Here is a 24,225-nt window from a genome sequence, read left to right on the forward strand (position 1 = left end):
CGGAACCTACCCTTCCCCTCACCCCGGTCATGCGCCTCTGCGTGTTGCTCCCGTCACATGCCGCACATCAGACCCGGAAGGTGTCCAGGAAGCTGCTCCAGAACCCCTTCTTCCTGGGCGCCTCCGGGCGGACGGTGGGCGCCGCGACCGTGGGGACCGGCTGTTCGGCCGCGGCGGGGACGGTACGGCCCTGGAGGGCGGTGGCCGTCCGGGTGGCCGGGGTCGGGCTGAAGGCCACGGGCAGCGCGACCAGGGCCCGGTGGAACGGTCCCGGCCGCCACTGGAGGTCTTCCTCGCGGACGGCCAGTGTCAGGTCGGGCAGGGCGTTGAGGATCTTCTCGATCGCGGTGACGGCGATGACCTGCGCCGGGTCCTTGGCGGGGCACGCGTGCGGGCCGGCTCCCCAGGCGAGGTGGGCGCCCTTGCTGTGCGAGCGGCGGGCGTCGGCCAGCGCGGGATCGCTGTTGGCGGCGGCGAAGCTGATGACGACCGGTGTGTTGGCCTCGGCCACCACTCCCCCGAGGTCCACGTCCTGCACCGGGTAGTGGGTGGCGTAGTTGGCGATGGGCGTCTGGTTCCACAGCACGTGGTCGATCGCCTCCTCGATCAGCATGCCGGAGCCGCTGCCGCCCGCACCGGGTGCCAGCAGCAGGAGCAGGGCGTTGCCGATCAGGTTGCGCTCGGGTTCGACGCCGGCGCCCATCAGCATGACCAGCTGGTCCTTGAGTTCCTCGTCGGTCAGGCCGGCGGGGTGCTGGATCAGCCAGGAGGTGACGTCGTCGCCGGCCCGGCGGCGCTTGAGGGCGATCAGCTCCATGAGGCAGGCGGTGAGTTCCTCGTTGGCGCGCAGGGCGTCCCGGCCGTCGAAGATCGCCGACATGGCGCTGGTGAGGGTGTCACCGATGTCCGGCGGGCAGCCGAAGAGCTGGTTGAACAGCAGCAGCGGCAGCAGTTTGGCGTAGTCGTTGAGGAGGTCGGCCCGGCCGCGCTCGCTGAACCGGTCGATGAGGTAGTCGGCGATGGGCTCGACGTCGCGGCGGACGCGGGTCATGTTGAGCCGGGCGAGGCTGTCGGTGACGGCCTTGCGCAGCCGCAGGTGTACGGCGCCGTCGGTGAACAGGCAGTTGGGCCGGTACGCCATCATCGGCAGCACCGGGTGGTCGAGCCCGACGCGCCCCTCGTTCAGCGCCTTCCAGCGGCGGGCGTCCCGGGCGAAGAGCGTGGAGTTCTGCAGGACGCGCAGGGCCGTCTCGTGCCCGACGACCAGGGTGGCGTCCACGCCGGGTGCGAGTTCGACGGGCCCGGCCGGGCCGTGGGCGCGCACCCGGTCGTAGACCTGCTGGGGGTCGGCGGCGAACGCGGCGTCGTGCAGGGGGCATCTTGCGCCGGTGGGGGCGCTGACTGACTGACGGTCCATGAGGTTCCTTCTGCTGGCCCGCGGCCGATGGTCCGGCCGATGAGGCGGGCGGTGGGGCGTGTCAGGCGGCTCGGGTGAGCAGGTGACGCACGAGCGCGATGAGCGCGTGGGCGGAGGACTGCCGGTCGCGGGCGTCGCAGTAGACGACGGGGGTGTCCGGGAGCAGGTCGAGGGCCTCGCGCACCTCCGCCTCCGCGTACGCCGTGTCCGCGCCGAAGCTGTTGACCGCGATGGCGTACTCGAGTCCGTACCGCTCGACGAGGTCGATGACGGGGAAGGTCTCCTCCAGCCGGGCGGGGTCGACCAGCAGCAGCGCGCCGAGCGCGCCACGGGCCATGTCCTCCCACAGCTGCATGAAACGCTGTTGTCCGGGGGTACCGAACAGGTACAGCACGAGGTCGTCGCTGAGTGTCAGCCGGCCGAAGTCCAGGGCCACGGTGGTGGTGGACTTGCCGGTCACGCCCCTGAGGTCGTCCACGTGGAGCGACGCCTGCGTCATCTTCTCCTCGGTGCGCAGCGGGGTGATCTCCGACAGCGAGCCGATGAACGTCGTCTTGCCCACGGCGAAATGCCCGACCACCAGGATCTTGGCCGCGTTGGTCACCGCGCTGGAGACGTAGATGGATCCAGGGGCCGTCTCAGCCGATGAGGGATTGGAGTCCATTCAGAACCTTCTCGAGGGTCGCTCTGTCAACGTTCTGAGCCCGGGGCGGCTCGGCGCGGCGCAGGAGGTGGCCCTGCTCGAATAAGTCGGTGAGCAGCAACCGGGCCACCCCCACCGGCAGTTCCAGGTGGCCGGCCACCTCGGCGACCGACAGGTAGCCGCCCGCGCACAGGTGCCAGATCGCCGTCACCTCGGGACCGGCTCCCAGCGGAGGCGTCCGCTCGGGGGCGAGGGTGACCAGGGTGTGCAGCGCCAGGTCGTCCGAGTCCGGCAGGGTCCGGCCGCCGGTGATGACGTACGAGCGGACGAAGTCGCTGGTGACGGAGGCTTCCTCGGCGGGCTTCGTCATGAGCCGACACCGTTGTCCGCGCGCGGCGCCACACTCATCGCCTTGCTCAGGGCGGCCACCGTCTTCTGCATGCGGAAGGACACGGCCTCCATGTCGACGTCCGGTGCGGCCGAGACGGCGAGGTAGGAGCCTTGGCCCGCGGCGATGAGGAAGATCCAGCCGCCGTCGTACTCGAGCAGCGTCTGCTTCCAGATGCCGTGTCCCGCTCCGACGAAGCCGGCGACGGCACGGCTCAGCGACTGCATGGAACTCATCGCGGCGGCGTTCGTCTCCGCGTCGTCCCGGCCGATGTCGTCCGAGCGGTGCAGCAGCAGGCCGTCACCCGAGACGAGGATCGCGTGGCGGGCTCCGCGCACCTCTAGCACGTCGTTCAGCACCCAGGACAGGTCGGTCTTCACTGGTCGTCAGATCCTTCCATGGTGTTCGTGGTGCGACCGAGGTGTGTGCCGCGTGCGAACGCCCCGAGCCGCGACGCCGTCACCTCGCCGGCCGGCTCGGACGTCGCCTCCTGGCCCGTGGTGTCGAGGGCGGGAACCATCGTGACGGGGCCCGAGCGCCGGCGGCGTTTGGGCAGGCCGCCCGTGGTCGTGCCCACCACGTGCGAGGGGCCCACGACCGGGACGGGCGCCAGTCGCTGGGGCGCCGCCTGCGGGGCCGCGTCGTCCTGGGTGCCGGCGGCCGGGGAAGGGGCGTCGGCCGCGAGGAGGCTTTCGGGGACACGAATCACTGCACGCACTCCGCCGTAGGGGGACACGGAGCCGACGGAGACGGCGAAGCCGTAGCGGGCGGCGAGCATGCCGCACACGGCGAAGCCGAACCGCGGCGGATCGCCGAGACCGGTGATGTCGACGGGGCCGTCGACGCTGAGCAGTGCCGCCGCCCGGTCCTTGGTCTCCTGGTCCATACCGAGACCGGCGTCGTCCACGATGAAGCACACACCGGTGGGCACGGTCTGGATGTTGACCTCGACCGGGGTCCCGGGTGCGCTGTACGTTGTCGCGTTGTCCAGCAGTTCGGCCAGGACGACGGCCACCGGCTCGACCGCCTTGCCGACGAGGGAGACGTTGACCTGGGAGTGGACGCCGACCCGGTCGAAGTCCTTGATCCTTCCCTGGGCGCTGCGGGCGACGTCGTAGACGGTGGCGGCGCCCTCCCGCCTGCCGAGCCAGCCGCCGCACAGCACCGAGATGCCCTTGGCGCGGCGGCCGAACTGGCTGCCGGTGTGGTCGACCGACATCAGGTCGGCGAGGACCTCGGTGGTGTTGCCGTACTTCTTCAGCAGGGTGTCCAGGAGGAGCTGCTGTTCCTCGGCGAGCGACTGGAGCGTTCCCATCGCGGACTTCAGCACCGCCTTGGTCGCCGCCTCGGCGTCCGCCCGTACGTCGGCGAGGTCGCGCTGGTGCTGCGCGGTCAGCGCCGCGACGTGGTTGTGGAGCTGACCGACGTCGCCGCGGGCCTGCCCCAGTCCTGCCTCCAGGTCCTTCCTCGTTCTTCGGAGCGCCATGTTGGTTCTCCGGGCCCGCATCACTGCGGCGACCGCAGCGACGAGCACCACAAGCAAGATCCACAGCAGTGGATCCCGGGTCAATGACGTCATGAGACTCTCTTCACGTCGCAGCGCGCCGAGAACGTGAGCAGCGCGATGGTGCCTTCGAGACTGTCCCCCGGACGCATTCATGACACGTCGTCAGCCCACCGAAAAGTGGGATGATCTTATCAGTCGCACGGAGGCAATCCGCTTGCCCAGAGCCCCAATTGAGTTGACATCAAAACGACATGCCGCGGACACCCGCCCGTCGAGCGCGGGCCCTCCGGGGCCGGGGCCGGCTCAGAGCGGCCAGGCCCCCGTCGCCAGGAACGAGTCGATCGCCGACGCGTACGGCGTGATGTCCAGCCCCTGCCCGGCCAGCCACGCGTCCGAGTAGTACTTGTCGAGGTAGCGGTCCCCCGGGTCGCACAGCAGCGTCACCACACTGCCCCGGCGCCCCTCCGCCACCATCTCGGCCACGATCTTCAGGGCGCTCCACAGCCCGGTGCCGGTCGAACCGCCCGCCTTGCGGTTGATGGCCCGGTCCAGGGCCCGCACGGCGGCGACACTGGCCGCGTCCGGGACCTTCATCATCCTGTCGACCGCGCCGGGCACGAAGCTCGGCTCCATGCGCGGCCGGCCGATGCCCTCGATGCGCGAACCGCAGTCACAGGTGACATCCGGGTCGCCGGTCGTCCAGCCGTCGAAGAAGCAGGAGTTCTCCGGATCGGCGACACAGATACGGGTGTCGTACTGCATGTAGTGCACATAGCGCGCGAGCGTCGCGGAGGTGCCGCCGGTGCCGGCCGTCGCGACGATCCAGGCCGGCTCCGGGAACCGCTCCAGCCGCAGCTGACGGAAGATCGATTCGGCGATGTTGTTGTTGCCGCGCCAGTCCGTGGCCCGCTCGGCGTAGGTGAACTGGTCCATGTAGTGGCCGCCGGTCTCCACCGCGAGCCGGGCCGACTCCTCGTACATCTTCCGGGAGTCGTCCACGAAGTGGCACCGTCCGCCGTGGAACTCGATCAGCCGGATCTTCTCGGTGCTCGTCGTGCGCGGCATGACCGCGATGAACGGCACCCCGATCAGCTTCGCGAAATACGCCTCCGAGACCGCCGTCGAGCCGCTGGACGCCTCGATCACCGGGCGGTCCGGGCGGATCCAGCCGTTGCACAGGCCGTAGAGGAACAGCGACCGGGCCAGCCGGTGCTTGAGGCTGCCGGTCGGGTGGGTCGACTCGTCCTTCAGATAGAGGTCGATGCCCCACCGCTCGGGCAGCGGGAAGTGCAGCAGGTGCGTGTCCGCCGAGCGGTTGGCGTCGGCCTGCACCTTGCGGACGGCTTCTTTCAGCCAGCCTCGGTAGGCGGCGTCACTGCGGTCGACGTCGAGGGTGGCGCCGGTCCTGGCCTGATGGGTGGTGCTCACGACGGGGGCTCCTTACGCTGGTCGCCGACCGCGCCTCGCACGGCCGGCACCTTCGAGCATAGGCACCTTTCACACCGCTTCCCACCTGCATAAACGCATCTTTGAGCCACCCAAAGCCACTCTGGGGCACGGCTGTGCGAGAGTGCCGTGGGCGCATCGGCGCACCCGCTCCCGGGTCTGTCGCACACACCCCGCGCGTACTGGTGCTCCGCGCCGCATCCAGGCAGACTGCACGCGACGGGACGGCCGTCCCGAACGGGGGCGCACACGGACCACGCGCACGGACCACGCAGACACCGCGAGGGGGCGGCAGGACATGGCGGAACCGGAGTTCACGGCCACGGGCGTGCGGATCGGCAAGCGGCTGCGTTCGCTCACCCGGGCCGGACAGGTCCGGATCAGCGACGGCAGGCTGGAGCTGCTCACCAGCTACGGCAGCGAGATCGACAGCGCGCCGGTGCAGGCGGTGCGCGCGTCCAAGCCGTGGTTCGCGCCGGACGGCCGGGCGCTGGCCGACGTCAACGGCACGCGGTATCTGCTGACACTCGGCGAGCAGGATCCGGCGCCGGGCCGGCCGGGGCCGCCCGCGGCGCGGCGGTTCATCGAGGCGGTGCGCCGGGCGGCGGGAGACCACGGCTGAGCAGCGCACCGTCGCGGCGAGTTGCGTGAGCGCATCCGCTGCGTCACGCTGATGTCACGTCACTCTGGGTTTACCGGCGATAACGCTGAGAACCAGCCCGCCGGCCACGACAGCAGGCGGACGTTTGGACGCAAGCACCCTCCTGGATCCGTTGTTCTCCGTGTTCATCCGGTTCTTTCGAACCTCACATCGGGGAGTCGCAGCCGTGATCACTCATCCAAGCAGGCACTGCACAGTGGAACTCCAGGCCCTGCCGTCGCGGATCGGCCAGGTCCGCAGAATCGTATCTGCGCAGTTGCGTTACTGGCACATGGACCCGTTGATAGACCGGGCCGCGCTCGGTGTGACGGAGTTGCTGAGCAACGTCCACCGGCACGCCCGGCCCGACAAGTCGTGCACCGTCGAGCTGGAACTGCTCGCGGACCGGCTCACCGTCTCGGTACGCGACCACGATCCACGCCTCCCGGTACCGGCCGGCGTGACCGCGACACCGGCCGATGTCCTGTCGGCCGACGTCACCGGCACGGTGCCCGTCACCGCGCCCGCCGACATCGCCGACCCGGCGGAAGTCACCCCGCTGGCCACCTGCGGGCGGGGCCTGGCGATGGTGGCCGCGGTGAGCGAGAGCTGGGGCGCCCGGCCGGACGGCGAGAACGGCAAGATCGTCTGGTTCACCCTGCCGGCACCTCCGGTGGGGCGGAGCCGTCCGGCGGGTCCGACGCGGGACGCGGTACGGGCGGCGCCGGTGCCGGCGGTGGGGACTGCTGCCGGCGCTTCGGCGCCGGACCCGGTTCCGGCGCGGACGGCCGTGCCGCCGGGAACTCCGGTGCCGGCCCGGACGCCGGTCGGGGCAGGGGCCGTGGTCGGCGCGGGGACTCCGGTGGGAGCTGGCGCTCCGGTGGGAGCTGGCGCCCCGGTGGGCGCCGGGGCTCCGGTCGCGAGCGCGGGGATTCCGGCCGGGGCCGGGAACCGGGTCGCGGGTGCGGGAGACGCGAGGAGTCCCGTCGGTGGCGTGAGTCCGGTCGATGGTGTGAGTCCGGTCGGGAGTACGGCACCCGTCGCCGCGGCTCCCGCGCCGGCCATGACTGCCACGCCCACCGTGGAGCCCGCCGGCGCGACCGGGGCACGGACCCCCGCACGGACGTCCCTGCCCGGCTGACCGGACAGCGGTCCGTTCCCGTAGCCACGGCCGAGGACGGCCGTGGACCGCGACGACTCGTGCCCCGGCACCGGGCCACGCCACGCCGCACCGCTCCCCGCGGTGCGGCCGAGCCGCGTGTCCGGCCCGGACGGGCGGCGCCGCTGGTCGGTTGCGCACCACGGGGTCTGGCGTTCTGTAACTACTAGTATGTACAGTGAGGGCATGAGCACTCCGGAACGACTGATCGAGTCCACTCGCGAGCTGCTGTGGGAGCGCGGATACGTGGGCACCAGCCCCAAGGCGATCCTGGAGCGCGCGGAGGCCGGCCAGGGCAGCATGTACCACCACTTCAAGGGCAAGCCCGACCTCGCCCTGGCGGCGATCCGGCGCACCGCCGAGGAGCTGCGGGCCACCGCGGGGGCCGTGCTCGACGGTCCGGGCACGCCGTACGAGCGCATCGAGGCGTATCTGCTGCGCGAACGTGACGTGCTGCGCGGCTGCCCGGTCGGCCGGCTGACCATGGATCCGGACGTGATCGCCAGCGACGAGCTGCGCGCACCGGTCGACGAGACGATCGCCGCCATCCGCGAGCGGATCGCCGGAATCGTCGAAGAGGGCAAGCGGCAGGGGCAGTTCGCGCCCGAACTGGACGGCGCGGAGATCGGCGCGGCCGTCGTCGCCACCGTGCAGGGCGGCTATGTGCTCGCCCGCGCGTCCGGCTCCCCCGCCGCCTTCGACGCCGGCGTCCGCGGCCTGCTCTCCCTGCTCGCAGCCCGGACCCCCCGACAGGAGAACTGAGTCACGTGCACATCACCAGACGGCGGCCCGACACCTGGCAGGGCCCCGCGGAGCACTTCACCGGCACGGTCTGGCTGGACGAGATCGCCGCGCCCGCGGCCCCGTCCCGGCTGCGCATGCTCAACGTCCACTTCGCACCGGGCGCCCGCACGGCCTGGCACCGGCACCCGCACGGACAGGTGCTGCACGTCCTGGAGGGCGAGGGGCTGGTACAGCGCAGGGGTGGGGCGGCCGAGGTGATCCGCGCGGGCGACACGGTGTGGATCGAGCCCGGGGAATGGCATTGGCATGGTGGCGGACCCCGCACCTTCATGACCCACCTCGCGGTCGTGGAGGCCGCCGCGGACGGCACCACCACCGAGTGGGACTGCCATGTGTCCGCCGCCGACCACCCCGCCTGAGCACACCTGCCCCGACGGAAGGACCACGTCATGCACGCCGCGCAGTACGAGTTGTCCCTGCCCGCCGACTACGACATGGGCGTCATCCGTGCCCGGGTCGCCCGCGTCGGCCATCTGCTGGACGACTGGGAGGGCCTCGGTCTCAAGGCGTACCTGATACGTGAACGGGGCGCGCACGGCTCGCCGGTGAACCAGTACGCGCCGTTCTACCTCTGGAACACGGTGGACGGCATGAACCGCTTCCTGTGGGGCGGCGCCTTCCAGGGGCTCGTCAACGACTTCGGGCGGCCCCCGGTGCGGCAGTGGACCGGTCTCGCGTACGCCGAGGGCACCCGCGCGCCCGCCGCGTTCGCCGTACGGCGGCGGCAACCGGTCCCGGAGGAAGCCGAATTGGCGGCGCTGATGGAGGACGCGGTGGCCGAGGCGGAACGGCTGGCCGGCCAGGACGGTGCCGTGCTCGCCGCGGCGGCCGTGGACCCGCACCGCTGGGAGCTCGTGCACTTCTCCCTCTGGGAGCACGCCACCGCGAAGGCCGACGGGGATGTCTTCGAGGTGCTGCACGTGTCCGCCCCGGGCCGGGACCGTCTCGCGCGCGGACGGCAGTGGTGAGACACGTCCGTACGGTCCTCGGCGACATCCCGGCCGCGGAGCTGGGGGTGTGCGACGCGCACGACCACCTCTTCCTGCGCAGCCCACGGCTGCCGGGACAGGAACTGGACGACCTCACCGCCGCGCGGGCCGAGTTGGCGGCCTTCCGTGCGGCGGGCGGCGCTGCCGTCGTGCAGTGGACGCCGTACGGCATGGGACGGCACGTGGCGGATCTGCCGGCGCTGACCCGGACGACGGGGGTCCACCTGGTCTGCGCGACGGGCCTGCACCAAGCGGCACACTACGCGCCGGAGGCGCTCGCCCGGGTGAGCGGCGGGCGGCTCGCCGCGCTGTTCGTCTCCGAACTCACCGACGGCATCGGCACGACGGGGGTGCGCGCCGGTCTCGTCAAGGTGGCCGGCGGCTTCCACACCCTGGACACGCACGCCCGCTGGACCATGACGGCGGCGGCCGAGGCGCATCACGCCACCGGTGCGCCCATCGCCGTACACCTGGAGCAGGGCACCGGTGCGCTGGACGTAATCGACCTGCTGTGCGGCGAGTTGGGCGTGCCCGGTGAGCGGGTGATCCTGGGTCACCTGAACCGCGCCCCCGACCCGGTCGTGCACCGGCAGGCGGCCGGGTCGGGCTGCTGGCTGGCCTTCGACGGGCCGTCCCGCGCCCACCACGCCACCGACTGGCGCATGCCGGAAGCCGTACGGGCCCTGGCGGAGGCGGGATTCGGGGACCGGCTGCTGCTCGGCGGGGACACGGTGACCGCGGGGGCACGCTCGGTCGACGGCGGTCCCGGGATGCCGTATCTGCTGCGCCGGGTACGCGCTCGGCTGGCGGAGGCGGTGGGCGCGGACCTGGTGGACCGCATGCTCACGGAGCATCCGGCGCGGGCCTTCGCGGCCGACTGGTCCCCGGCCCGGGAGTAGGGAAGGTCCGGACGCACCGGAACCCGGCGGCTTCGGTACGCCGGACACCGACCCGCCGCCGCCCGGGCATCCGCGACCAGCCCGCCCAGCGGATCGTCCGGGCGTCCGCGTTCGCCGCGGGCGCCCGACGGGACGTCTACGCGCCCGCGGCCAGCGCGCCCAGTGGGTCGTCCAGGACCGGCTGCCAGGCCAGTTCGGCGGCTCCGACCAGGCTGTTGTGGTCGAGGGTGCACGGGAGGATGGGGACGCCGCCGCTCTGGCCCCAGAGGCTGCGGTCGGCGACCACCGCGCGGAGCCGGGCGGGGTCGGCGTCCAGGAGGGTGCGGTGGAGGCCGCCCAGGATGATGCGGTCGGGGTTGAGGATGTTGACGAGGCCGGCGAGACCGAGGCCGAGGCGGTCGATGAGGGCTTCGGCGGCGGTGCGCACGGCCCTGTCGTCGTACCGCGTGCGCAGCAGGTCGTTGGCCTGCTGGAGCAGCGACACCTCGGGGCCGGGTTCACGGCCGGCCTCCATGAGCAGGGCCAGCGGGTCGGCCTCCACGTCCAGGCAGCCGCGGCTGCCGCAGTGGCAGGGGCGGCCCTCGGGGTTGACGGTGAGGTGGCCGACCTCCAGAGCGAGCCCTGAACTGCCGGTGTGCAGGCGGCCGTCGAGGACGAGGGCACCGCCGACGCCCCGGTGTCCGGTGGCGACGCACAGCAGGTCCCGCGCGCCCCGGCCGGCGCCGTGCCGGTGCTCGGCGAGCGCGGCGAGGTTGACGTCGTTGGCCGCGAACGCGGGTCCGGTGATGCCGGCGGCGCGTACGCACTCGGCGAAGGTCCGTGTGACGGGGGCGCCGACGGGCCAGGCCAGGTGCAGGGGGTTGAGGGCCAGGCCGCCGGGTTCGGCGACGGCGGACGGTACGGCCAGCCCGGCGCCGACGCAGCGCCGGCCGGTCGTGCGCAGCAGCTCCGCGCCCACCTCGACCACGGAGCCGAGCACCTTGGCCGGGTCGGCCTCGACGGTCTCGCAGCCGGGCGCGGTCGCCACGATCCGTCCGCCGAGGCCGACCAGCGCGGCCCGGAAGCCGTCGGCGTGGATCTGCGCCGCGAGTGCCACGGGGCCGTCCTCGGCGACGTCCAGCCGGTGCGAGGGGCGCCCCTGGGAGCCGGCCGCCGAGCCGGGCCGGGCGTCCACTTTGATCAGGCCGAGCGACTCCAGTTCGGCGGCCACCGCGCCGGCCGTCGCCCGGGTGACACCGAGTTCGGCGGTGAGCACGGCCCGGGTGGGGGCCCGCCCGGTGTGCACCAGCTCCAGCGCGGGTCCGAGCGCACCGCGCCCCCGGTCCAGCCGCGCTCTCGAGGTGGTCCTCTCCCCCGCTGTCCGGGGATCCGCCTTGCCGCTCATAGGGGTGAGTCTCCCATGATCCGCAGCTTGGGTGGCGTGTGCCTGCCGGCTCGGGTCTTCCGTTCGGACCAGGCAGGAGCGCGGGAGCGGGTCCGGTGCCGTGTGTCGCAAGGCGAGGGCGCCTTGGCGGAGCCATGGCAGCCGACGGCAGCGCGGCGGTGGGGTACCTCCCTCGAGCGAAGCCGGAAGCGGGAGAGCGGCGCCAGGGCCCGCGATCCCGGCAGGAGCCCGAACGAGAGCCCCTAGAGGCCACTCACACGCAAGGTGATGTTGAGCCGGCCGGTGAGGCCCAGCCCCTCCGGGGCCGTGCCCGGCTGGACCCGCGGCACGCCGTGGTAGGCGAGCCGGGACGGGCCGCCGAAGACGAACAGGTCACCGCTGCGCAGGTCGACGTCGGTGTACGGCTTCGCCCGCGTTCGCGTGTTGCCGAAGCGGAACACGCAGCTGTCGCCGAGGCTCAGCGACACCACCGGGGCGTCCGACTTCTCGTCGCTGTCACGGTGCATGCCCATCCGGGCGTCGCCGTCGTAGAAGTTGATCAGTGCGATGTCGTACGGCGCGTCGGGGACGGCGTCCGGGCCGAGGGCGTCGGCCACTGCCCGGCGTCCCAGCTCGCCGAGCCAGTCCGGGAAGGGTTTGACGGGCGTGCCGTCGCCGTCGACGACCGTGCGGGTGTAGGCGTACGGGTACCAGTGCCAGCCGAGGCAGACCTGGCGCGCGGTCATCGTGCCGCCGCCCGGGGTGCGGACCGTGCGCAGTCCGGCCGGGGGCCGCGCCCATTCCCGGCAGGCGGCGAGCAGGTCGCGCTGCCGCGCCTCGTCCAGCCAGTCCGGGACATGCACGGCGCCCGCGGTGACCTCCGCACGCTCCCGGGGAAACAGCTCCACGTCCATGCGCCCATACTGCCGCAGGTTCGTCGCACCAGCCCTGAGCTGCGGCTCGGATAGCCTGGACGCACGATGAGCGACCCTATGACGACACCGTGGGGCGAGGTCGGGCTGACCCGCTTCCCCGAGGACCCCCGTGACCGGCTGCGTGCCTGGGACGCCTCCGACGCGTATCTGCTGCGGCATCTGGCCGAGGAGAAGGTGCCCTTGTCGGGCACGGTCGTCGTGGTCGGGGACCGCTGGGGCGCGCTGGTCACGGCGCTGGCCGCGCACCGGCCGGTGCAGATCACCGATTCCTTCCTGAGCCAGGAGGCGACCCGGGCGAACCTGGCGCGGGCCGGTGCCGAGCCGGGTGCCGTCCGGCTGCTCACCACGCAGGACGCCCCGCCGGAGCGGGTGGACGTGCTGCTGGTGCGGGTGCCCAAGAGCCTGGCGCTGCTGGAGGACCAGTTGCTGCGCCTGGCACCCGGGCTGCACGCGGGCACCGTCGTCGTCGGCACCGGGATGGTGAAGGAGATCCACACCTCGACGCTGGAGCTGTTCGAGCGGATCATCGGGCCGACCCGGACCTCGCTGGCGCGGCAGAAGGCCCGGCTGATCTTCTGCGCCCCGGACCCGGCGCGGGAGCGGCCCGCGAACCCGTGGCCGTACAGCTACGCCCTGCCGGGCGGTGTCGGCGCGGTGTCCGGGCGCACGGTCGTCAATCACGCGGGCGTCTTCTGCGCCGACCGGCTGGACATCGGCACCCGTTTCCTCCTCCAGCACCTGCCCGGTCCGGGCGCGGGCCGGGTGGTGGACCTGGGCTGCGGCAACGGCGTGGTGGGTACGGCGGTGGCGCTGGCCGATCCGGCGGCCGAAGTGCTGTTCGTGGACGAGTCGTTCCAGGCGGTGGCCTCGGCGGAGGCGACGTACAAGGCCAACGGGGTGCCCGGGCACGCCGAGTTCCGGGTCGGGGACGGGCTGGCCGGGGTGGCGCCCGGCAGTGTGGACCTGGTCCTGAACAACCCGCCGTTCCACTCCCACCAGGCGACGACGGACGCGACGGCGTGGCGGATGTTCACCGGGGCCAAGCGCGCGCTGCGGCCGGGCGGCGAACTGTGGGTGGTCGGCAACCGCCACCTCGGTTACCACGTGAAGCTGAAGCGGCTGTTCGGGAACGCCGAACTGGTCGCGTGCGACCCGAAGTTCGTCGTGCTCAGGGCCGTCAGGAAGAGCTAGACCCCGGATCCGACGAGGCCTTCGGCGGGCGTTGCCGGCGGGCGCCGCCGTGCGCGCGGTCCCGGTGGCGGTCAGCTCCGGGGGTGCGGGGACGAGGCGGGGGGTCGTGGGGCGGCCGGCCCGGCGGGGGTGCGGGCGAGGACGCCGATGATCCGGGTGACCTCGCGGGCCATCGCCTCCCGGCCGACGCCGAGGTACTCGCGGGAGTCGACGGCCTCGGGCCGGGCGGCGAGGTACGTGCGGATCGCCCCGGTCATGGCGATGTTGAGTGCGGTGCCGACGTTGACCTTGGTGATGCCGCCCCCGACCGCGGCGACCAGCCCCGTGTCCGGTACGCCGGAGGAGCCGTGCAGGACGAGCGGCACGGCGAGCGCTGCCGAGAGGTGCCGGAGCAGGCCGTGGTCCAGGACGGCGGTGCGGGTGGTCATCGCGTGCGTGCTGCCGATGGCGACCGCCAGCGCGTCGACACCGGTACCGGCGACGAAGTCCCGTGCCTGGTCCGGGTCGGTGCGGGCGCCGGGCGCGTGGGCGTCGAGCGCGGGCCGGCCGTCCTTTCCCCCGATCTGACCCAACTCGGCCTCGATCCAGAGCCCTCGGCCGTGTGCCCAGTCGGCGGCGGCCCGCGTCGCCGCGAGGTTCTGGGCGTACGGCAGATGGGCCGCGTCGTACATCACCGAGGAGAACCCGGCACCGGGCGCCTGCCGCAGCAGCTCGTCGCTCTGCACATGGTCCAGGTGCAACGCGACAGGCACGGCGGCGCGTTCGGCGGCGGCGACGGCGGCGCGGGCCAGCGGCAGCAGCCGCCCGTAGCGGAACCTGACGGCGTTCTCGCTGACCTGGAGGACGACCGGGGCGCCGGCGGCCTCGGCTCCGGCGATGACGGCCTCGACGTGTTCGAGGGTGATGACGTTGAACGCGGGAACGGCGGACCGGGCCTTGGCGGCGCGGGTGACCAGCTCGCCCGTGGGTGCGAGGGGCACGTGCGGGTCCTTCCGGGACGGGGCCGGCGGGTTCAGGGGGCGAGGATCACCGAGCGGGTGAGGTGGCGCGGCCGGTCGGGGTCGAGGCCCCGGGCGGCGGCGACGGCCACCGCGAGCCGCTGCACGCGGACGAGTTCGGCGAGCGGATCGAGTCCGCCCCCGATCCACGACGCGCCGGTGGCGCGGACCTGTTCGGCCAGGCCTCCGGGTGCCGTACCGAGCATCCAGGTGGCCGTGCCGTCGGTGGTGACGCTGATCGGGCCGTGCCGGTACTCCATCGCCGGGTAGGCCTCCGTCCAGGCGAGGGACGCCTCGCGCATTTTCAGCGCGGCCTCGTGGGCGAGTCCGACGGTCCAGCCGCGCCCGAGGAAGGTGAACTGCGTACGCTCCGCGAGTCCTTGGTGCAGAGGGGTGGCGAGGGCGGTGCGCGCGTCGGCGACGACGGTGTCGGTGTGCAGGCCCAGGTGGGCGCGCAGGAGGGTGAACGCGGTGGTGGCGAACCGGGTCTGCACCACGGAGCGTTCGTCGGCGAAGTCGATCACCACGACATCGTCGGCGGCCGACACGACCGGCGTGTCCGGATCCGCGGTCACGGCGGTGGTGCGCGTCCGTCCGCGCAACTTCCCCAGTACGTCGAGTACTTCGGTGGTGGTGCCGGAGCGGGTGAGGGCGAGGACGCGGTCGTAGGACCGCGCGGACGGGAACTCGGAGGCGGCGAACGCGTCGGTCTCCCCCTGCCCCGCGTCCTCGCGCAGTGCGGCGACGGCCTGGGCCATGAAGTACGAGGTCCCGCACCCGACGACGGCGACCCGCTCCCCCCGCTCCGGCAATGCCTCCCGGTGGCGCCCCGCCTGCGCGGCCGCCCGTATCCAGCACTCCGGCTGACTCTTCAGCTCGTTCTCGACATGGGTCATGCCCACACCCTCCCCTAGCTGATTGTTCCTGCAAGATATAGCGATCTTTCGAGCACAATCAAGCATTCGAGCGCGATACCGGGTGCGCTAGGGTCGCCAGAAGATCGAAGACGACGGTCAGGGAACGGAGGCCGCGGATGTCCCGGGACGCCCGCTGGAAGGCGCTGCTGGAACTGCTCGTCGAGCGCGGCCGGCTGGAGGTCGAGGAGGCGGCGGCCGAACTGGCGGTGTCCGCGGCCACGATCCGCCGCGACCTCGACCAGCTCGCCGAGCAGCAGATGCTGGTCCGCACCCGGGGCGGAGCGGTGGTGCACGGGGTGTCGTACGAACTCCCGCTGCGCTACAAGACGGCCCGCCGCGCCTCGGAGAAGCAGCGCATCGCCAAGGCGGTGGCCGAACTCGTCGTGCCGGGCGAAGCCGTGGGGCTGACCGGTGGAACGACCACCACGGAGGTGGCCCGCGCGCTGGCCGTGCGCGGTGACCTGGGTACCGGTTCACCGGCACTGACCGTCGTCACCAATGCGCTCAACATCGCCAACGAGCTGGCCGTACGGCCCCAGTTCAAGATCGTGGTGACGGGCGGGGTGGCACGCGCCCAGTCGTACGAACTCATCGGTCCACTGGCGGACGGGGTGCTGGGGCAGATCACGCTCGACGTGGCCGTGCTCGGAGTCGTCGGCTTCGACGTCACGCACGGCGCGGCGGCGCACGACGAGGCGGAGGCCGCGATCAACCGGCTGCTGTGCGAGCGCGCCGAGCGGGTGGTGGTCGCCGCGGACTCCAGCAAGCTGGGGCGCCGCGCGTTCGCCCGGATCTGCGGGGCGGAGCTGGTGAACACCCTGGTGACGGACGCGGCGGTGGCACCGCAGACGGTACGGCGGTTCGAGGAGGCGGGTGTCCGGGTGCTGGCGGTGTGAGACCGGCGCGCGCCGCCGATACGGTCCCGCCGAAAGGCCGCCGGCTTCGGTCCGCGCGCGGGATCGGCCTCAGAAGGCGCCGAGGTCGGCCTTCACGAACCCGGCGCCCCGCTGGTCGTTGCAGCCGACCAGCGGCCGCTCGGCCGGGTCGGGCCAGGTCAGCTGCGCCTGGAGGGCCACGCTCACCAGGGTCAGCAGCAGATCGACGTCGCTGGCGGCGTCGAGCCGCAGGGTCACCCACTGCGAGCCGGGCACGATCCTGATCGGTCCCGAACCTCTGAGGTCCTCGGCGAACCGCCGGATGGCCCGGTCGGTGAGCCGCAGATCGACGTCACGTTCCGAGTGGAAGTGGGCGATCTCGCCCCGTGCCGAACACACGGCCTGCCCGAGGCCGCAGCTCGGGACGGCCGGTCTCAGGTCCGGCCAGGTCGCCAGTTGCGCGAGCGCGCGGAAGGCCAACGTCATGGGCCCATCATGGCCTGCTCACCCGCCCGCAACCAGGTCGTGCGCAAGCATTAACCGACCTGTATCCACAGCGGGTTCCGAAGCCCGCACATTCATCCGCGTTCCGAACGGGACTTCCCTTCCGTGCGCCCCGGACTGCGCCGGTGATGTGCCGCCAGTCGCTACAGGCCGAAGGCGCCGCCTCGATGAGGATGAGCAGGCCGATGGCGATCAGGACCAGGGGCAGCAGGACGCGGTCCCAGCGGGCAAGTGCCTTTGGCGATGACGGGTCGGGTGGCGAAGAACTTGCCCGCCAAGCACCACACGGCCACCAGCACGAGGAACACCGCGGCCTACACCGTCATGCCGCCGATGCCGGCGGTGGCGAACACGGGCACGTGGACGCCGATGTCCAAGAATCCCTGACGGAAAGCCGCCGTGCCACCCTCCGCTTCCTAGTGGCTCGGTCCGGCCGCGTATGCCAGCGGAGGGGCGATTGCCTGGGCATAAGCTCCCTCGCCGACCCACAGCGCGATAAACAGCGCGGCGGTCGCTTCCAGGAGACCCGCACGTTCGAGACCGCCGCCGGCCACGGGTTCACAGCCCACGTTCCGTACCAACTCACGCACACGCACGAGGGCCGTCTCGTCGTCCCCGCAGACCGGAACAGCCAATGGTCGCCCATCGAAGACGGGCGGCCGCATGCGCCACACGTCCTCGTGACAGAGGTTGAAAGCCTTGACCACGTGGGCTCCCGGTGCCGCCGCAGCCAGTTGCTGCGCGGCGGAGGGACCGCCTTCCGTCAGCAGCCGGAAGCCCGGCCCCACCGGGTTGGAGCAGTCCAGCACCACCTTGCCCTGCAGGACCGCGTGGAGGTCCCGCGCCACGTCTGCTCCCGCCCCGAAGGGCAGCGCGGCCAACGCCACCTGACCGGAGGCGGCCGCCGCGCGCAGACTGGCAGGCTTCGCGCTGCCTCCGATGCGCGTCGCGAGCCGCTCCGCCTTGTGTGCGTCCCGTCCCCCGATAGTCACCTCGTGCCCGGCCCGCACCCAGTGGGTGGCGAGCGCGTCGGCCATGTTGCCCGTGCCCAGTACACCGATTCTCATCACGCGGTCCCTCTCCGTGTCTGCTTCGACCGTTCGCACCGACGCTAGATGGCCGTTCGGGCACCATTCGGTACGTGACGACTGACGCCTTCCTCGCCGACTGCCGCGCCCCCCTTGCCTTCGACCTGCTCTCCAACACCTGGAACTCCGTGGTGCTCTGGGCACTGCGCGACGGCCCCAGTCGCCCGATCGAATTACGGGAGCGGATCGGGGGCATCAGTTCCAAGGTCCTCACCGAGACTCTGCGCCGGCTGCAGTTCAACGGACTGGTCGACCGGCAGGCAGACCCCGACGCACCATCACGGGTCGAGTACCGACTCACCGCTCTGGGCCGGACCTTGCTGGCGCCCATCGACGCCGTCGGCGCATGGGCCTTCGAGCACGGCGATGCAGGGCATGCCGGTGCCGGTCTCAGTCGAAGCGCAGATCGGACAGCTGCCGTTCGAGCGCCGTGACGTCGTCCTCGGGTGCCGCCTCGGCCGGACGCGAGGCCATGCGGGCGGCCAGCTCGCCGCCACCACGCCTAGACGCCGTCGGTCATCCCGTCAGCTGAATGCGGGGGCGATCCAGCTTGAGGTCTGCCCCGGCCCCCTGGCCCGGGGTAGACCTCGGGGGCCGGTGAGCCGGGCGTGGTGTCAGCTGTTCGGGAGCTGCTTCTTGGCGTCTCGCGGGCCAAGGCACCGTCCAGCCCTCCCGAAGACTTCGGCGCCGCCTGCGGACAGGCGCCACAGGACCACAGGGTTCGGGCAGTCGCGCGCCGATACCTCCCTGTCGTCGAACCGCGCTCGACCAGGGGGTGACCGTACGGCGCAGTCAGGGCTACACCCTCCCCACTCTGCGAACGCCAGCCATTGCGCATGTGTGTTCAACGAAGGCCCCACACCGCCTCTGACACGCCGTCCGGCGGCGAACGGGTGAGGGTGGCCGCGAGCGCGGCCACCCTGGTGTTGTCTCGCACACAGCACCGTACGCACACACCTGCCCAGGAGCCCCCGTGATCGATCCCACCCAGCTGACCGACCCCACCGTCCGTACCTTCGTCACCGCCGTCAACGCCGGGGACCGCACCGCCTTCCGCGCGATCCTGACCCCCAGCGCGACCATGTCCGACGATGGTTCCGACCGCGACATCGACGACTGGTCGGAGCGGGAGATCTGGTCCTGCAACGGCCACATGTCCGTCGATTCCGAAGCCGACGGGGGCCGCTCCCTGGTGGTCAACTATCGCAACGACACCTGGGGCGAGATGCGCACCGCCTGGCGCTTCGAGATCGCTGACGGCCAGGTCGTCCGCTTCGAGACCGGCCAGGCCTGAACCACGGGCCCTGGGCTACAGCCCCGAACGGGGGTTCACCTACTCGTCGGGTTCTTCGTCGTCCGCGGCGTCGGCCGGATCGCGCAGGGGCCGCAGGCCGGACCGGAGTGGCGGAAGGTGTAGCGGCCCAGCACGTTGAGGTTGGCGTGCTTGAGCTGCCGGGCACCCCGCGGGTGACGGCCGGCTCCGGCGGCCCCGGCCGCGCGACCCGGCGCGGGAGGACGCCCGCGACCCGCACGCCCCCCTCCAAGCACCCCATCGCGCCAACGCACGTGCACCCCAACCCTGTTGGAGTCGGCGCCGTCAGGCACACTCGACCCCATGGAGACTGCTGAGTATCTGGAGACCTTGGACCGTGAAGGACGGCTGCTGGCCGACGCGGCCGAGGCGGCGGGGACCGCCGCCAAGGTGCCGACGTGCCCGGAGTGGCAGGTGCGTGATCTGCTGCGGCACACCGGTGGGGTGCACCGGTGGGCCACCGCCATCGTCGCCGAGGGGCGCACCGAGGGCGGGCCCTTCGGCGAACCGCCGGAGCTGGACGGCGCCGGGCTGGTGGCCTGGTACCGGGAGAGCCACCGCCTGCTGCTGGACAGCCTGACCGCCGCCCCCGCCGATACCGAGTGCTGGACGTTCCTGCCGCAGCCCGGTCCGTCGCCGTTGGCGTTCTGGGCTCGCCGGCAGGCGCACGAGACGACCGTGCACCGGTACGACGCGGAGGCGGCCCGCGGGGGTACCCCGTCCCCGGTCGCGCCCGACTTCGCGGTGGACGGCATCGACGAGCTGCTGCGCGGCTTCCACGCCCGCTCCCGCAGCCGGCTGCGCAGCGAGGAGCCGCGGGTGCTGCGGGTGCGGGCCGCGGACGCGGGGGCGGACGCGGTGTGGACCCTGCGGCTCACGGCCGGGCAACCGGTGTGCGTGCGCGCGGCGGACGGTGCGGCCGAGACCGAACTGTCGGGCCCTGCCGATCAGTTGTACCTGGCGCTGTGGAACCGGAGGGCGGTGCCGCAGGTGACGGGCGACCGGTCGCTCGCGGCACTGTGGCAGGAGCGGTCCGTTATCTGACTTGCCGTCAGCCCGTATCAGTCGGCGTCGGTCAGCATCCGGGCCAGCACCGCGCGTTGCACCGGCCGCACCTCCGCGTGCAGCGCGCGCCCTTTCGCCGTGAGCGACACACGCACCCCGCGCCGGTCGTCGGGGCACATGGTCCGCTCGACGAGGCCGTCCTTCTCCAGGCGGCCGATGAGCCGGGACAGCGCGCTCTGGCTGAGATGGACGCGGTCGGAGATCTCCTGCACGCGGTTCGAGCAGCCGCCGTCCGCCGCGCCACCCTCGGCGAGCAGGTCGAGGACCTCGAAGTCGCTGGCGCACAGGCCGTGCACGTGCAGCTCACGGTCCAGTTCGCACTGGGTGCGGGCTTGCAGGGCCAGGATGTCCCGCCACTGCTCCACGAGCGCCTGTTCGGCCTTCTTCGCCGCCATGGGCGCACCGTAGCAGAGAAACAGTTTCATTGCGTCGTAATTTAATGCACATGCATGCAAGAGGCTGGCCGGCCGGCTTCCGCGCGCGTGCACCCGGTGGCGACCGCTTGTCCGCCGGGTGCGTGTCTGTGAAACTGACGGAATGTATGCATACGGGGGACGTCGCACCAAGGCCGAACAGGACGCGGCCACGGTCGAGATCGGATATGCGCTGGTCAGCGCCACGTTCGCGGCAGCGGTGCTGTTCGGAGCCGTGGCCGGCCCCGCGCTCCTGTTCCACCTGCCGCCCCTGCCGACCACGGTGCTGCTCCGGCTGGGCCCGGCCGTCGCCGCGGTGGTCTTCGTCGCCCGCGTGGTGAGCGTGCTGGTCCGCTTCCAGCAGCAGACGCGGTCCGACCGGCCGGCACCGCACGACGAGAGCTAGGCCGTTCGGAAATCCGGGAGCGGGTGTCTCACCGCGCCGATGGCTCAGGCCGACGCCGACGAGGACCTCAGCCGGGCCGTCTCGGCGGACTCGACGACCTTGGTCAGCAGCGCCGGCCCGGCAGGGTGGCCCGTGCCAGAGCGCGCACTGTGCGCTGGCAGTCAACACCCGGAACGCTGTGGGCGTGATCGTCCCTGCCCTCGGTGTCTAGCTTTCGGCGAAGACGGCTGCTGCGGAAAGGAACGGACATGAGGTGCAAGGCGACGGCGTGGATGCTGCCCACGCTCCTGGTGGCACTGAGCGTGGTGGGGTCCGGCGCTCCCTCCTCGGCGCAGGACCGGGAACTGAAGGCCACGTCCTCGACGACGGCGGTCGGTCCCCAGTACGACACCACACACGTCTATGTCACACCGGGCTCCGTGGACGCGTTCGTCGACAGCTGGCAGGCGACCTTCGGCGGTACGCACACGGCCAAGGTCGTCACGCAGGTCACTCCGACGCCGAGCGAGACCGAGTCGGAGCTGGTCCTGTCGCCGGTGGGCACCCTGTCCGTCTTCGATTTCCGAACCCCCGTCCCCTACCCGTTCGGTGCGGAACGGACGGGCTGGCTCATGAGTGACTTCGACAAGGGCGTCCGGCTGGCCCGGCGCAGCGGGGCGCACCTCGTCGTCGCGCCCTTCGACGACCCCATCGGGCGGGACGCGGTCGTGCAGTTCCCGGGCGGCGTCAACGCCCAGCTGTACTGGCACACCAAGGCACCGTCGTACGCACCCCTGGAGACCGTGCCGGACAATCGTGTGTACCTGACACCGGATTCGGCGGACTCCTTCCTCGGCTCCTACCTGCGGTTCACCGGTGGCCGCGTCGTCGCCGACCGCCGGGCGGCGGACGGCGGTGACATCGGTCTGCCCGAGGAGACGTACCGCCGCATCACCATCCGCTCCCCGTTCGGCAGCACCGTCGTCAGCGTGACCGACGGCCACCTGCCCTATCCGTTCGGACGGGAGACCACCGGTTACGCGGTGAAGGACCTCGTGGCGACGCTGCACAAGGCCGAGGCAGCGGGTGCGAAGGTGCTGCGGGGGCCGTACACCGCCGGGGGCCGCTCCACTTCCATGGTGCAGTTCCCCGGCGGTTATGTGGCCGAACTGCACCAGGGCGGCGACCGCTGATCCGCGGCGCACAGCGCCACCCGCGTTGCCCACATGGGAGCGCACCGTGCCCCTCCGGCCGGCCCGGTCCCACCTCCGGCCGGTCCCCTCGCGGGCACCGGCGGACCACGCCGGCGCTTCGTCGGCCGAGGAGGGCCCCGCGCGGCTCCCCGACCGGTACGCCCCCGTTCGTGGCGCACCTCTGTCCCGTATCCGAAGTGGAGGAGAAGGAACATCACCATGCCGAGCACCAAGGCGCGCGTTCGCACGGGCCTCCTGGCCGCGGCCGTGGCGGCGACTCTCACCGCCACCGTCACCGCCACCGGCACTGCGACCGCCGCTTCCGGCCGTCTGCCGGAGGTGCGCTTCATGGCGCACCTGAACGTCGCCGAAGGGCAGCGACCGGAGAACATCACCCTGGAGCCCTGCGGTGGCGCGGACGTCACCTTCGCCTACTCCCGCCAAGTCGCCCGGGTCACCCCCGACGGCCGGGCCCGTGTCCTCGCGACCCTGCCGGAGCCTCCCGCCGGGGCCGTCACGCCCGCCCTCACCTCACCGTTCATCGGTGGCCGGGAGCCAACGGCATCAAGATACGCCGGACCTGTCGAGACCCGCGCCACCATCGACGACATCGATTTCACCGGCGCAGGTGACACCCTGCTCGCGGCCATCAACAAGAACAACGAGGTCGCCCTGGTCAGGCCCGACGGCAGCCACTCCATCGTGCTGACCGGCGCCGACGGGCTGGAGAACCCGGCCTCCCTCGCCGTACGGGGCGGCACGGCCTACATCGCCAGCGGCGCCTACTTCACCGGTGACGACCCCAACGTCCTCACCGCTCACGTCAAGCGCGACAAGTAGAGGAACCGCCTGAGGGAGCCCTGTCCGCCACATGGGTGGATCAGGAACCGGTAGCGACCCGCCGCGTCTGCCCGGCGCGCGCGTCGGTCGGGTGGCGTGCGCGCTGCCGCGCGGCCTCCCGATCGCCGCGCGGCAGGCCGTCCTGGACCGGATCAGGCATGCGTCCGCCTGATCCCTGATCAGGGATCAGGGATCAGCAATCGGGCGGGATGAGCGTGCTCGCCGCCGGGCGGAGCACCGAGGGGCCGGTCCGTTCAGCGGGCCGTCGTCGCCCAGGTGCGGCGGGCCCAGTCGGCGAAGCCGGTCCAGCGGATCTCGGGGTGGGCACCGCGGAGTGCGGGAATGTCGACGCGGTAGCCGGCCCCGTTCAGGAACGTCCACATCGCGCGCATGTCCGGATCGCCGATCGCCGTCAGTGGTACCTGCTCATGGCGGACTTCCCGCCCCAGCGCCGTGCCGAGCGCCGCCGCCATCTGTGCGGGAGTGGGGGAGTCGCCGGCCAGCTCGATGCGCTGCCCGACGTAGGCAGCGGGGCGGAGCAGAACGTCCGCCGCGAACGCGCCGAGGTCGGGCCGGGCCAGCTGCTGCAACGGCCGGTCGGGCGGCAGCGGCAGATCGAGAACGCCGTCGCGGATGCGTTCCGCCCCGCCCAGCGCGTTGTCGAAGAAATACGTCGGCCCCAGAATCGTGTACGGCACATCACCGGCGGCCAGCGCCGCCTCGATGCGCGCCTTGCTCTCGAAATGGGGCACCCCACTGTCCTGGTCGGCCCCGGCCACGGAGCTGAACACGAGATGCGGAACGCGTTCCTGCGTCGCGGCGGCGAGGATCGACCGCCCCTGATCCACCTCCGCCTCCGGGCCGGCCTCGAACGGAGTGGTGAACGCGAAGACACCGGCCGCCCCGCGCATCGCCGCGGCGAGCGACTCACGATCGCTCAGGGACCCCGCCAGCACCTCGACGCCTTGGCCGGCCAGTGCACGCGCCGTCGCTCGGCCGGGGTCGCGCACCAGCGCCCGGACCGCTGCACCGCGGTCCAGCAGCGCGTCCGTCACCGCCCTGCCCTGTCCGCCGGTTGCCGCAAGCACCAAGACCGGTTCGTCGACCATCGAAGATCTCCCTCCACGCACGGAACACACGGAAAGCGGACCGTCGGCCCGCCTGACGACAAGCATCCGTCCTGGGCGGCGCACCCGATCCCGCGGCGCGCCCGAGCGGCGAAGGAGGGCGCTGGGGAGCCCCTCCCCGTGCACG

Annotated in this window: 28 protein-coding genes and 1 pseudogene; 15 read left to right on the forward strand and 14 right to left on the reverse strand. The window is 72.3% G+C overall.

Going from position 1 to position 24,225, the window contains the following annotated elements:
- Nucleotides 1-67: 67 nt before the first annotated feature.
- The 6 genes from ACGFT1_RS02625 to ACGFT1_RS02650 form a co-directional block, all read right to left on the reverse strand.
- Nucleotides 68-1,417, reverse strand: coding sequence for a cytochrome P450 (locus ACGFT1_RS02625; RefSeq protein ID WP_373907179.1), 1,350 nt, complete (start codon nt 1,415-1,417; stop codon nt 68-70).
- Between the two features lie 61 nt (nt 1,418-1,478).
- Nucleotides 1,479-2,081 carry an ATP/GTP-binding protein gene (locus ACGFT1_RS02630; protein WP_356823709.1) on the reverse strand — a complete coding sequence of 201 codons (603 nt, stop codon included), beginning with the start codon at nt 2,079-2,081 and terminating at the stop codon, nt 1,479-1,481.
- Nucleotides 2,056-2,430: a DUF742 domain-containing protein gene (locus tag ACGFT1_RS02635; protein ID WP_356944119.1), complete on the reverse strand. Its 375-nt coding sequence runs from the start codon at nt 2,428-2,430 to the stop codon at nt 2,056-2,058. Before ACGFT1_RS02635 ends, ACGFT1_RS02630 begins: the two co-directional genes overlap by 26 nt.
- Complete coding sequence (locus ACGFT1_RS02640) at nt 2,427-2,828, reverse strand: roadblock/LC7 domain-containing protein (RefSeq protein ID WP_373907180.1); 402 nt, start codon at nt 2,826-2,828, stop codon at nt 2,427-2,429. Before ACGFT1_RS02640 ends, ACGFT1_RS02635 begins: the two co-directional genes overlap by 4 nt.
- Nucleotides 2,825-4,027, reverse strand: a complete 1,203-nt coding sequence (locus tag ACGFT1_RS02645) for an ATP-binding protein (RefSeq protein ID WP_373907181.1) — start codon at nt 4,025-4,027, stop codon at nt 2,825-2,827. The genes ACGFT1_RS02640 and ACGFT1_RS02645 overlap by 4 nt, the downstream gene beginning before the upstream one ends.
- Before the next feature lie 231 nt (nt 4,028-4,258).
- Entirely contained in the window at nt 4,259-5,383 is a 1,125-nt protein-coding gene (locus ACGFT1_RS02650; protein ID WP_373907182.1) for a PLP-dependent cysteine synthase family protein, read from the reverse strand.
- A gap of 316 nt (nt 5,384-5,699) precedes the next feature.
- Between ACGFT1_RS02650 and ACGFT1_RS02655 the strand changes: the two genes are divergently transcribed.
- The 6 genes and pseudogenes from ACGFT1_RS02655 (at nt 5,700) to ACGFT1_RS02680 (ending at nt 9,892) form a co-directional block, all read left to right on the forward strand.
- Entirely contained in the window at nt 5,700-6,023 is a 324-nt protein-coding gene (locus ACGFT1_RS02655) for a hypothetical protein (RefSeq protein ID WP_373907183.1), read from the forward strand.
- Nucleotides 6,024-6,228: 205 nt separating this feature from the next.
- A pseudogene (locus ACGFT1_RS02660) lies at nt 6,229-6,709 on the forward strand (ATP-binding protein); the annotation flags it as partial.
- A gap of 677 nt (nt 6,710-7,386) precedes the next feature.
- Nucleotides 7,387-7,962 carry a TetR/AcrR family transcriptional regulator gene (locus ACGFT1_RS02665; RefSeq protein WP_373907184.1) on the forward strand — a complete coding sequence of 192 codons (576 nt, stop codon included), beginning with the start codon at nt 7,387-7,389 and terminating at the stop codon, nt 7,960-7,962.
- 5 nt (nt 7,963-7,967) lie between these two features.
- Nucleotides 7,968-8,363, forward strand: coding sequence for a cupin domain-containing protein (locus ACGFT1_RS02670; RefSeq protein ID WP_373907185.1), 396 nt, complete (start codon nt 7,968-7,970; stop codon nt 8,361-8,363).
- Nucleotides 8,364-8,393: 30 nt separating this feature from the next.
- Complete coding sequence (locus tag ACGFT1_RS02675; protein WP_373907186.1) at nt 8,394-8,972, forward strand: DUF4865 family protein; 579 nt, start codon at nt 8,394-8,396, stop codon at nt 8,970-8,972.
- Nucleotides 8,969-9,892, forward strand: a complete 924-nt coding sequence (locus ACGFT1_RS02680; protein WP_373907187.1) for a phosphotriesterase — start codon at nt 8,969-8,971, stop codon at nt 9,890-9,892. Before ACGFT1_RS02675 ends, ACGFT1_RS02680 begins: the two co-directional genes overlap by 4 nt.
- 136 nt (nt 9,893-10,028) lie before the next feature.
- On the opposite strand, the gene ACGFT1_RS02685 is transcribed toward ACGFT1_RS02680, so the two are convergent.
- On the reverse strand, nt 10,029-11,276 hold the full coding sequence (locus ACGFT1_RS02685) for an ROK family protein (RefSeq protein WP_373907188.1): 1,248 nt from the start codon (nt 11,274-11,276) through the stop codon (nt 10,029-10,031).
- Between the two features lie 242 nt (nt 11,277-11,518).
- The gene (locus ACGFT1_RS02690) at nt 11,519-12,169 is read right to left on the reverse strand and encodes an alpha-ketoglutarate-dependent dioxygenase AlkB (RefSeq protein ID WP_373907189.1); all 651 of its coding nucleotides are present in this window, start codon (nt 12,167-12,169) and stop codon (nt 11,519-11,521) included.
- Nucleotides 12,170-12,247: 78 nt separating this feature from the next.
- On the opposite strand from ACGFT1_RS02690, the gene ACGFT1_RS02695 reads away from it, so the two are divergent.
- Nucleotides 12,248-13,381 carry a methyltransferase gene (locus tag ACGFT1_RS02695; RefSeq protein ID WP_373907190.1) on the forward strand — a complete coding sequence of 378 codons (1,134 nt, stop codon included), beginning with the start codon at nt 12,248-12,250 and terminating at the stop codon, nt 13,379-13,381.
- A 71-nt stretch (nt 13,382-13,452) separates the two neighbouring features.
- On the opposite strand, the gene ACGFT1_RS02700 is transcribed toward ACGFT1_RS02695, so the two are convergent.
- Nucleotides 13,453-14,361 (reverse strand): ketose-bisphosphate aldolase, encoded by a 909-nt coding sequence (locus ACGFT1_RS02700; protein ID WP_373907191.1) that lies wholly within the window; start codon nt 14,359-14,361, stop codon nt 13,453-13,455.
- A gap of 32 nt (nt 14,362-14,393) precedes the next feature.
- Nucleotides 14,394-15,275, reverse strand: a complete 882-nt coding sequence (locus ACGFT1_RS02705) for an SIS domain-containing protein (protein ID WP_373907192.1) — start codon at nt 15,273-15,275, stop codon at nt 14,394-14,396.
- A gap of 137 nt (nt 15,276-15,412) precedes the next feature.
- Between ACGFT1_RS02705 and ACGFT1_RS02710 the strand changes: the two genes are divergently transcribed.
- Nucleotides 15,413-16,192, forward strand: a complete 780-nt coding sequence (locus ACGFT1_RS02710; RefSeq protein WP_373907193.1) for a DeoR/GlpR family DNA-binding transcription regulator — start codon at nt 15,413-15,415, stop codon at nt 16,190-16,192.
- A 69-nt stretch (nt 16,193-16,261) separates the two neighbouring features.
- Here ACGFT1_RS02710 and ACGFT1_RS02715 read toward each other — a convergent pair whose 3' ends face one another.
- The gene (locus ACGFT1_RS02715; RefSeq protein ID WP_373907194.1) at nt 16,262-16,657 is read right to left on the reverse strand and encodes a luciferase family protein; all 396 of its coding nucleotides are present in this window, start codon (nt 16,655-16,657) and stop codon (nt 16,262-16,264) included.
- A gap of 273 nt (nt 16,658-16,930) precedes the next feature.
- On the opposite strand from ACGFT1_RS02715, the gene ACGFT1_RS02720 reads away from it, so the two are divergent.
- Nucleotides 16,931-17,062: a hypothetical protein gene (locus tag ACGFT1_RS02720; RefSeq protein ID WP_373907195.1), complete on the forward strand. Its 132-nt coding sequence runs from the start codon at nt 16,931-16,933 to the stop codon at nt 17,060-17,062.
- A gap of 29 nt (nt 17,063-17,091) precedes the next feature.
- Here the strand turns inward: ACGFT1_RS02720 and ACGFT1_RS02725 are convergent, their stop codons facing one another.
- Nucleotides 17,092-17,742: an NADPH-dependent F420 reductase gene (locus ACGFT1_RS02725; protein WP_373907196.1), complete on the reverse strand. Its 651-nt coding sequence runs from the start codon at nt 17,740-17,742 to the stop codon at nt 17,092-17,094.
- A 74-nt stretch (nt 17,743-17,816) separates the two neighbouring features.
- Between ACGFT1_RS02725 and ACGFT1_RS02730 the strand changes: the two genes are divergently transcribed.
- The 3 genes from ACGFT1_RS02730 (at nt 17,817) to ACGFT1_RS02740 (ending at nt 20,119) form a co-directional block, all read left to right on the forward strand.
- Entirely contained in the window at nt 17,817-18,197 is a 381-nt protein-coding gene (locus ACGFT1_RS02730; protein WP_373907197.1) for a winged helix-turn-helix transcriptional regulator, read from the forward strand.
- Between the two features lie 539 nt (nt 18,198-18,736).
- Nucleotides 18,737-19,057: a nuclear transport factor 2 family protein gene (locus tag ACGFT1_RS02735; protein ID WP_373907198.1), complete on the forward strand. Its 321-nt coding sequence runs from the start codon at nt 18,737-18,739 to the stop codon at nt 19,055-19,057.
- Between the two features lie 321 nt (nt 19,058-19,378).
- Nucleotides 19,379-20,119, forward strand: a complete 741-nt coding sequence (locus ACGFT1_RS02740; RefSeq protein ID WP_373907199.1) for a maleylpyruvate isomerase family mycothiol-dependent enzyme — start codon at nt 19,379-19,381, stop codon at nt 20,117-20,119.
- A 17-nt stretch (nt 20,120-20,136) separates the two neighbouring features.
- On the opposite strand, the gene ACGFT1_RS02745 is transcribed toward ACGFT1_RS02740, so the two are convergent.
- Complete coding sequence (locus ACGFT1_RS02745) at nt 20,137-20,535, reverse strand: MarR family winged helix-turn-helix transcriptional regulator (protein WP_373907200.1); 399 nt, start codon at nt 20,533-20,535, stop codon at nt 20,137-20,139.
- A 142-nt stretch (nt 20,536-20,677) separates the two neighbouring features.
- Here ACGFT1_RS02745 and ACGFT1_RS02750 point away from each other — a divergent pair, with 142 nt between their 5' ends.
- From ACGFT1_RS02750 to ACGFT1_RS02760, 3 genes are all read left to right on the forward strand, one after another.
- Entirely contained in the window at nt 20,678-20,959 is a 282-nt protein-coding gene (locus tag ACGFT1_RS02750; protein ID WP_373907201.1) for a DUF6332 family protein, read from the forward strand.
- 248 nt (nt 20,960-21,207) lie between these two features.
- Nucleotides 21,208-22,131 carry a glyoxalase gene (locus tag ACGFT1_RS02755; RefSeq protein WP_373907202.1) on the forward strand — a complete coding sequence of 308 codons (924 nt, stop codon included), beginning with the start codon at nt 21,208-21,210 and terminating at the stop codon, nt 22,129-22,131.
- A gap of 219 nt (nt 22,132-22,350) precedes the next feature.
- Complete coding sequence (locus ACGFT1_RS02760) at nt 22,351-22,971, forward strand: hypothetical protein (protein WP_373907203.1); 621 nt, start codon at nt 22,351-22,353, stop codon at nt 22,969-22,971.
- Between the two features lie 254 nt (nt 22,972-23,225).
- Here the strand turns inward: ACGFT1_RS02760 and ACGFT1_RS02765 are convergent, their stop codons facing one another.
- Nucleotides 23,226-24,080, reverse strand: coding sequence for an NmrA/HSCARG family protein (locus ACGFT1_RS02765; RefSeq protein WP_373907204.1), 855 nt, complete (start codon nt 24,078-24,080; stop codon nt 23,226-23,228).
- Nucleotides 24,081-24,225: the final 145 nt, after the last annotated feature.

Source organism: Streptomyces sp. Y20 (genome assembly GCF_043195475.1).
Classification (GTDB): Bacteria; Actinomycetota; Actinomycetes; order Streptomycetales; family Streptomycetaceae; genus Streptomyces.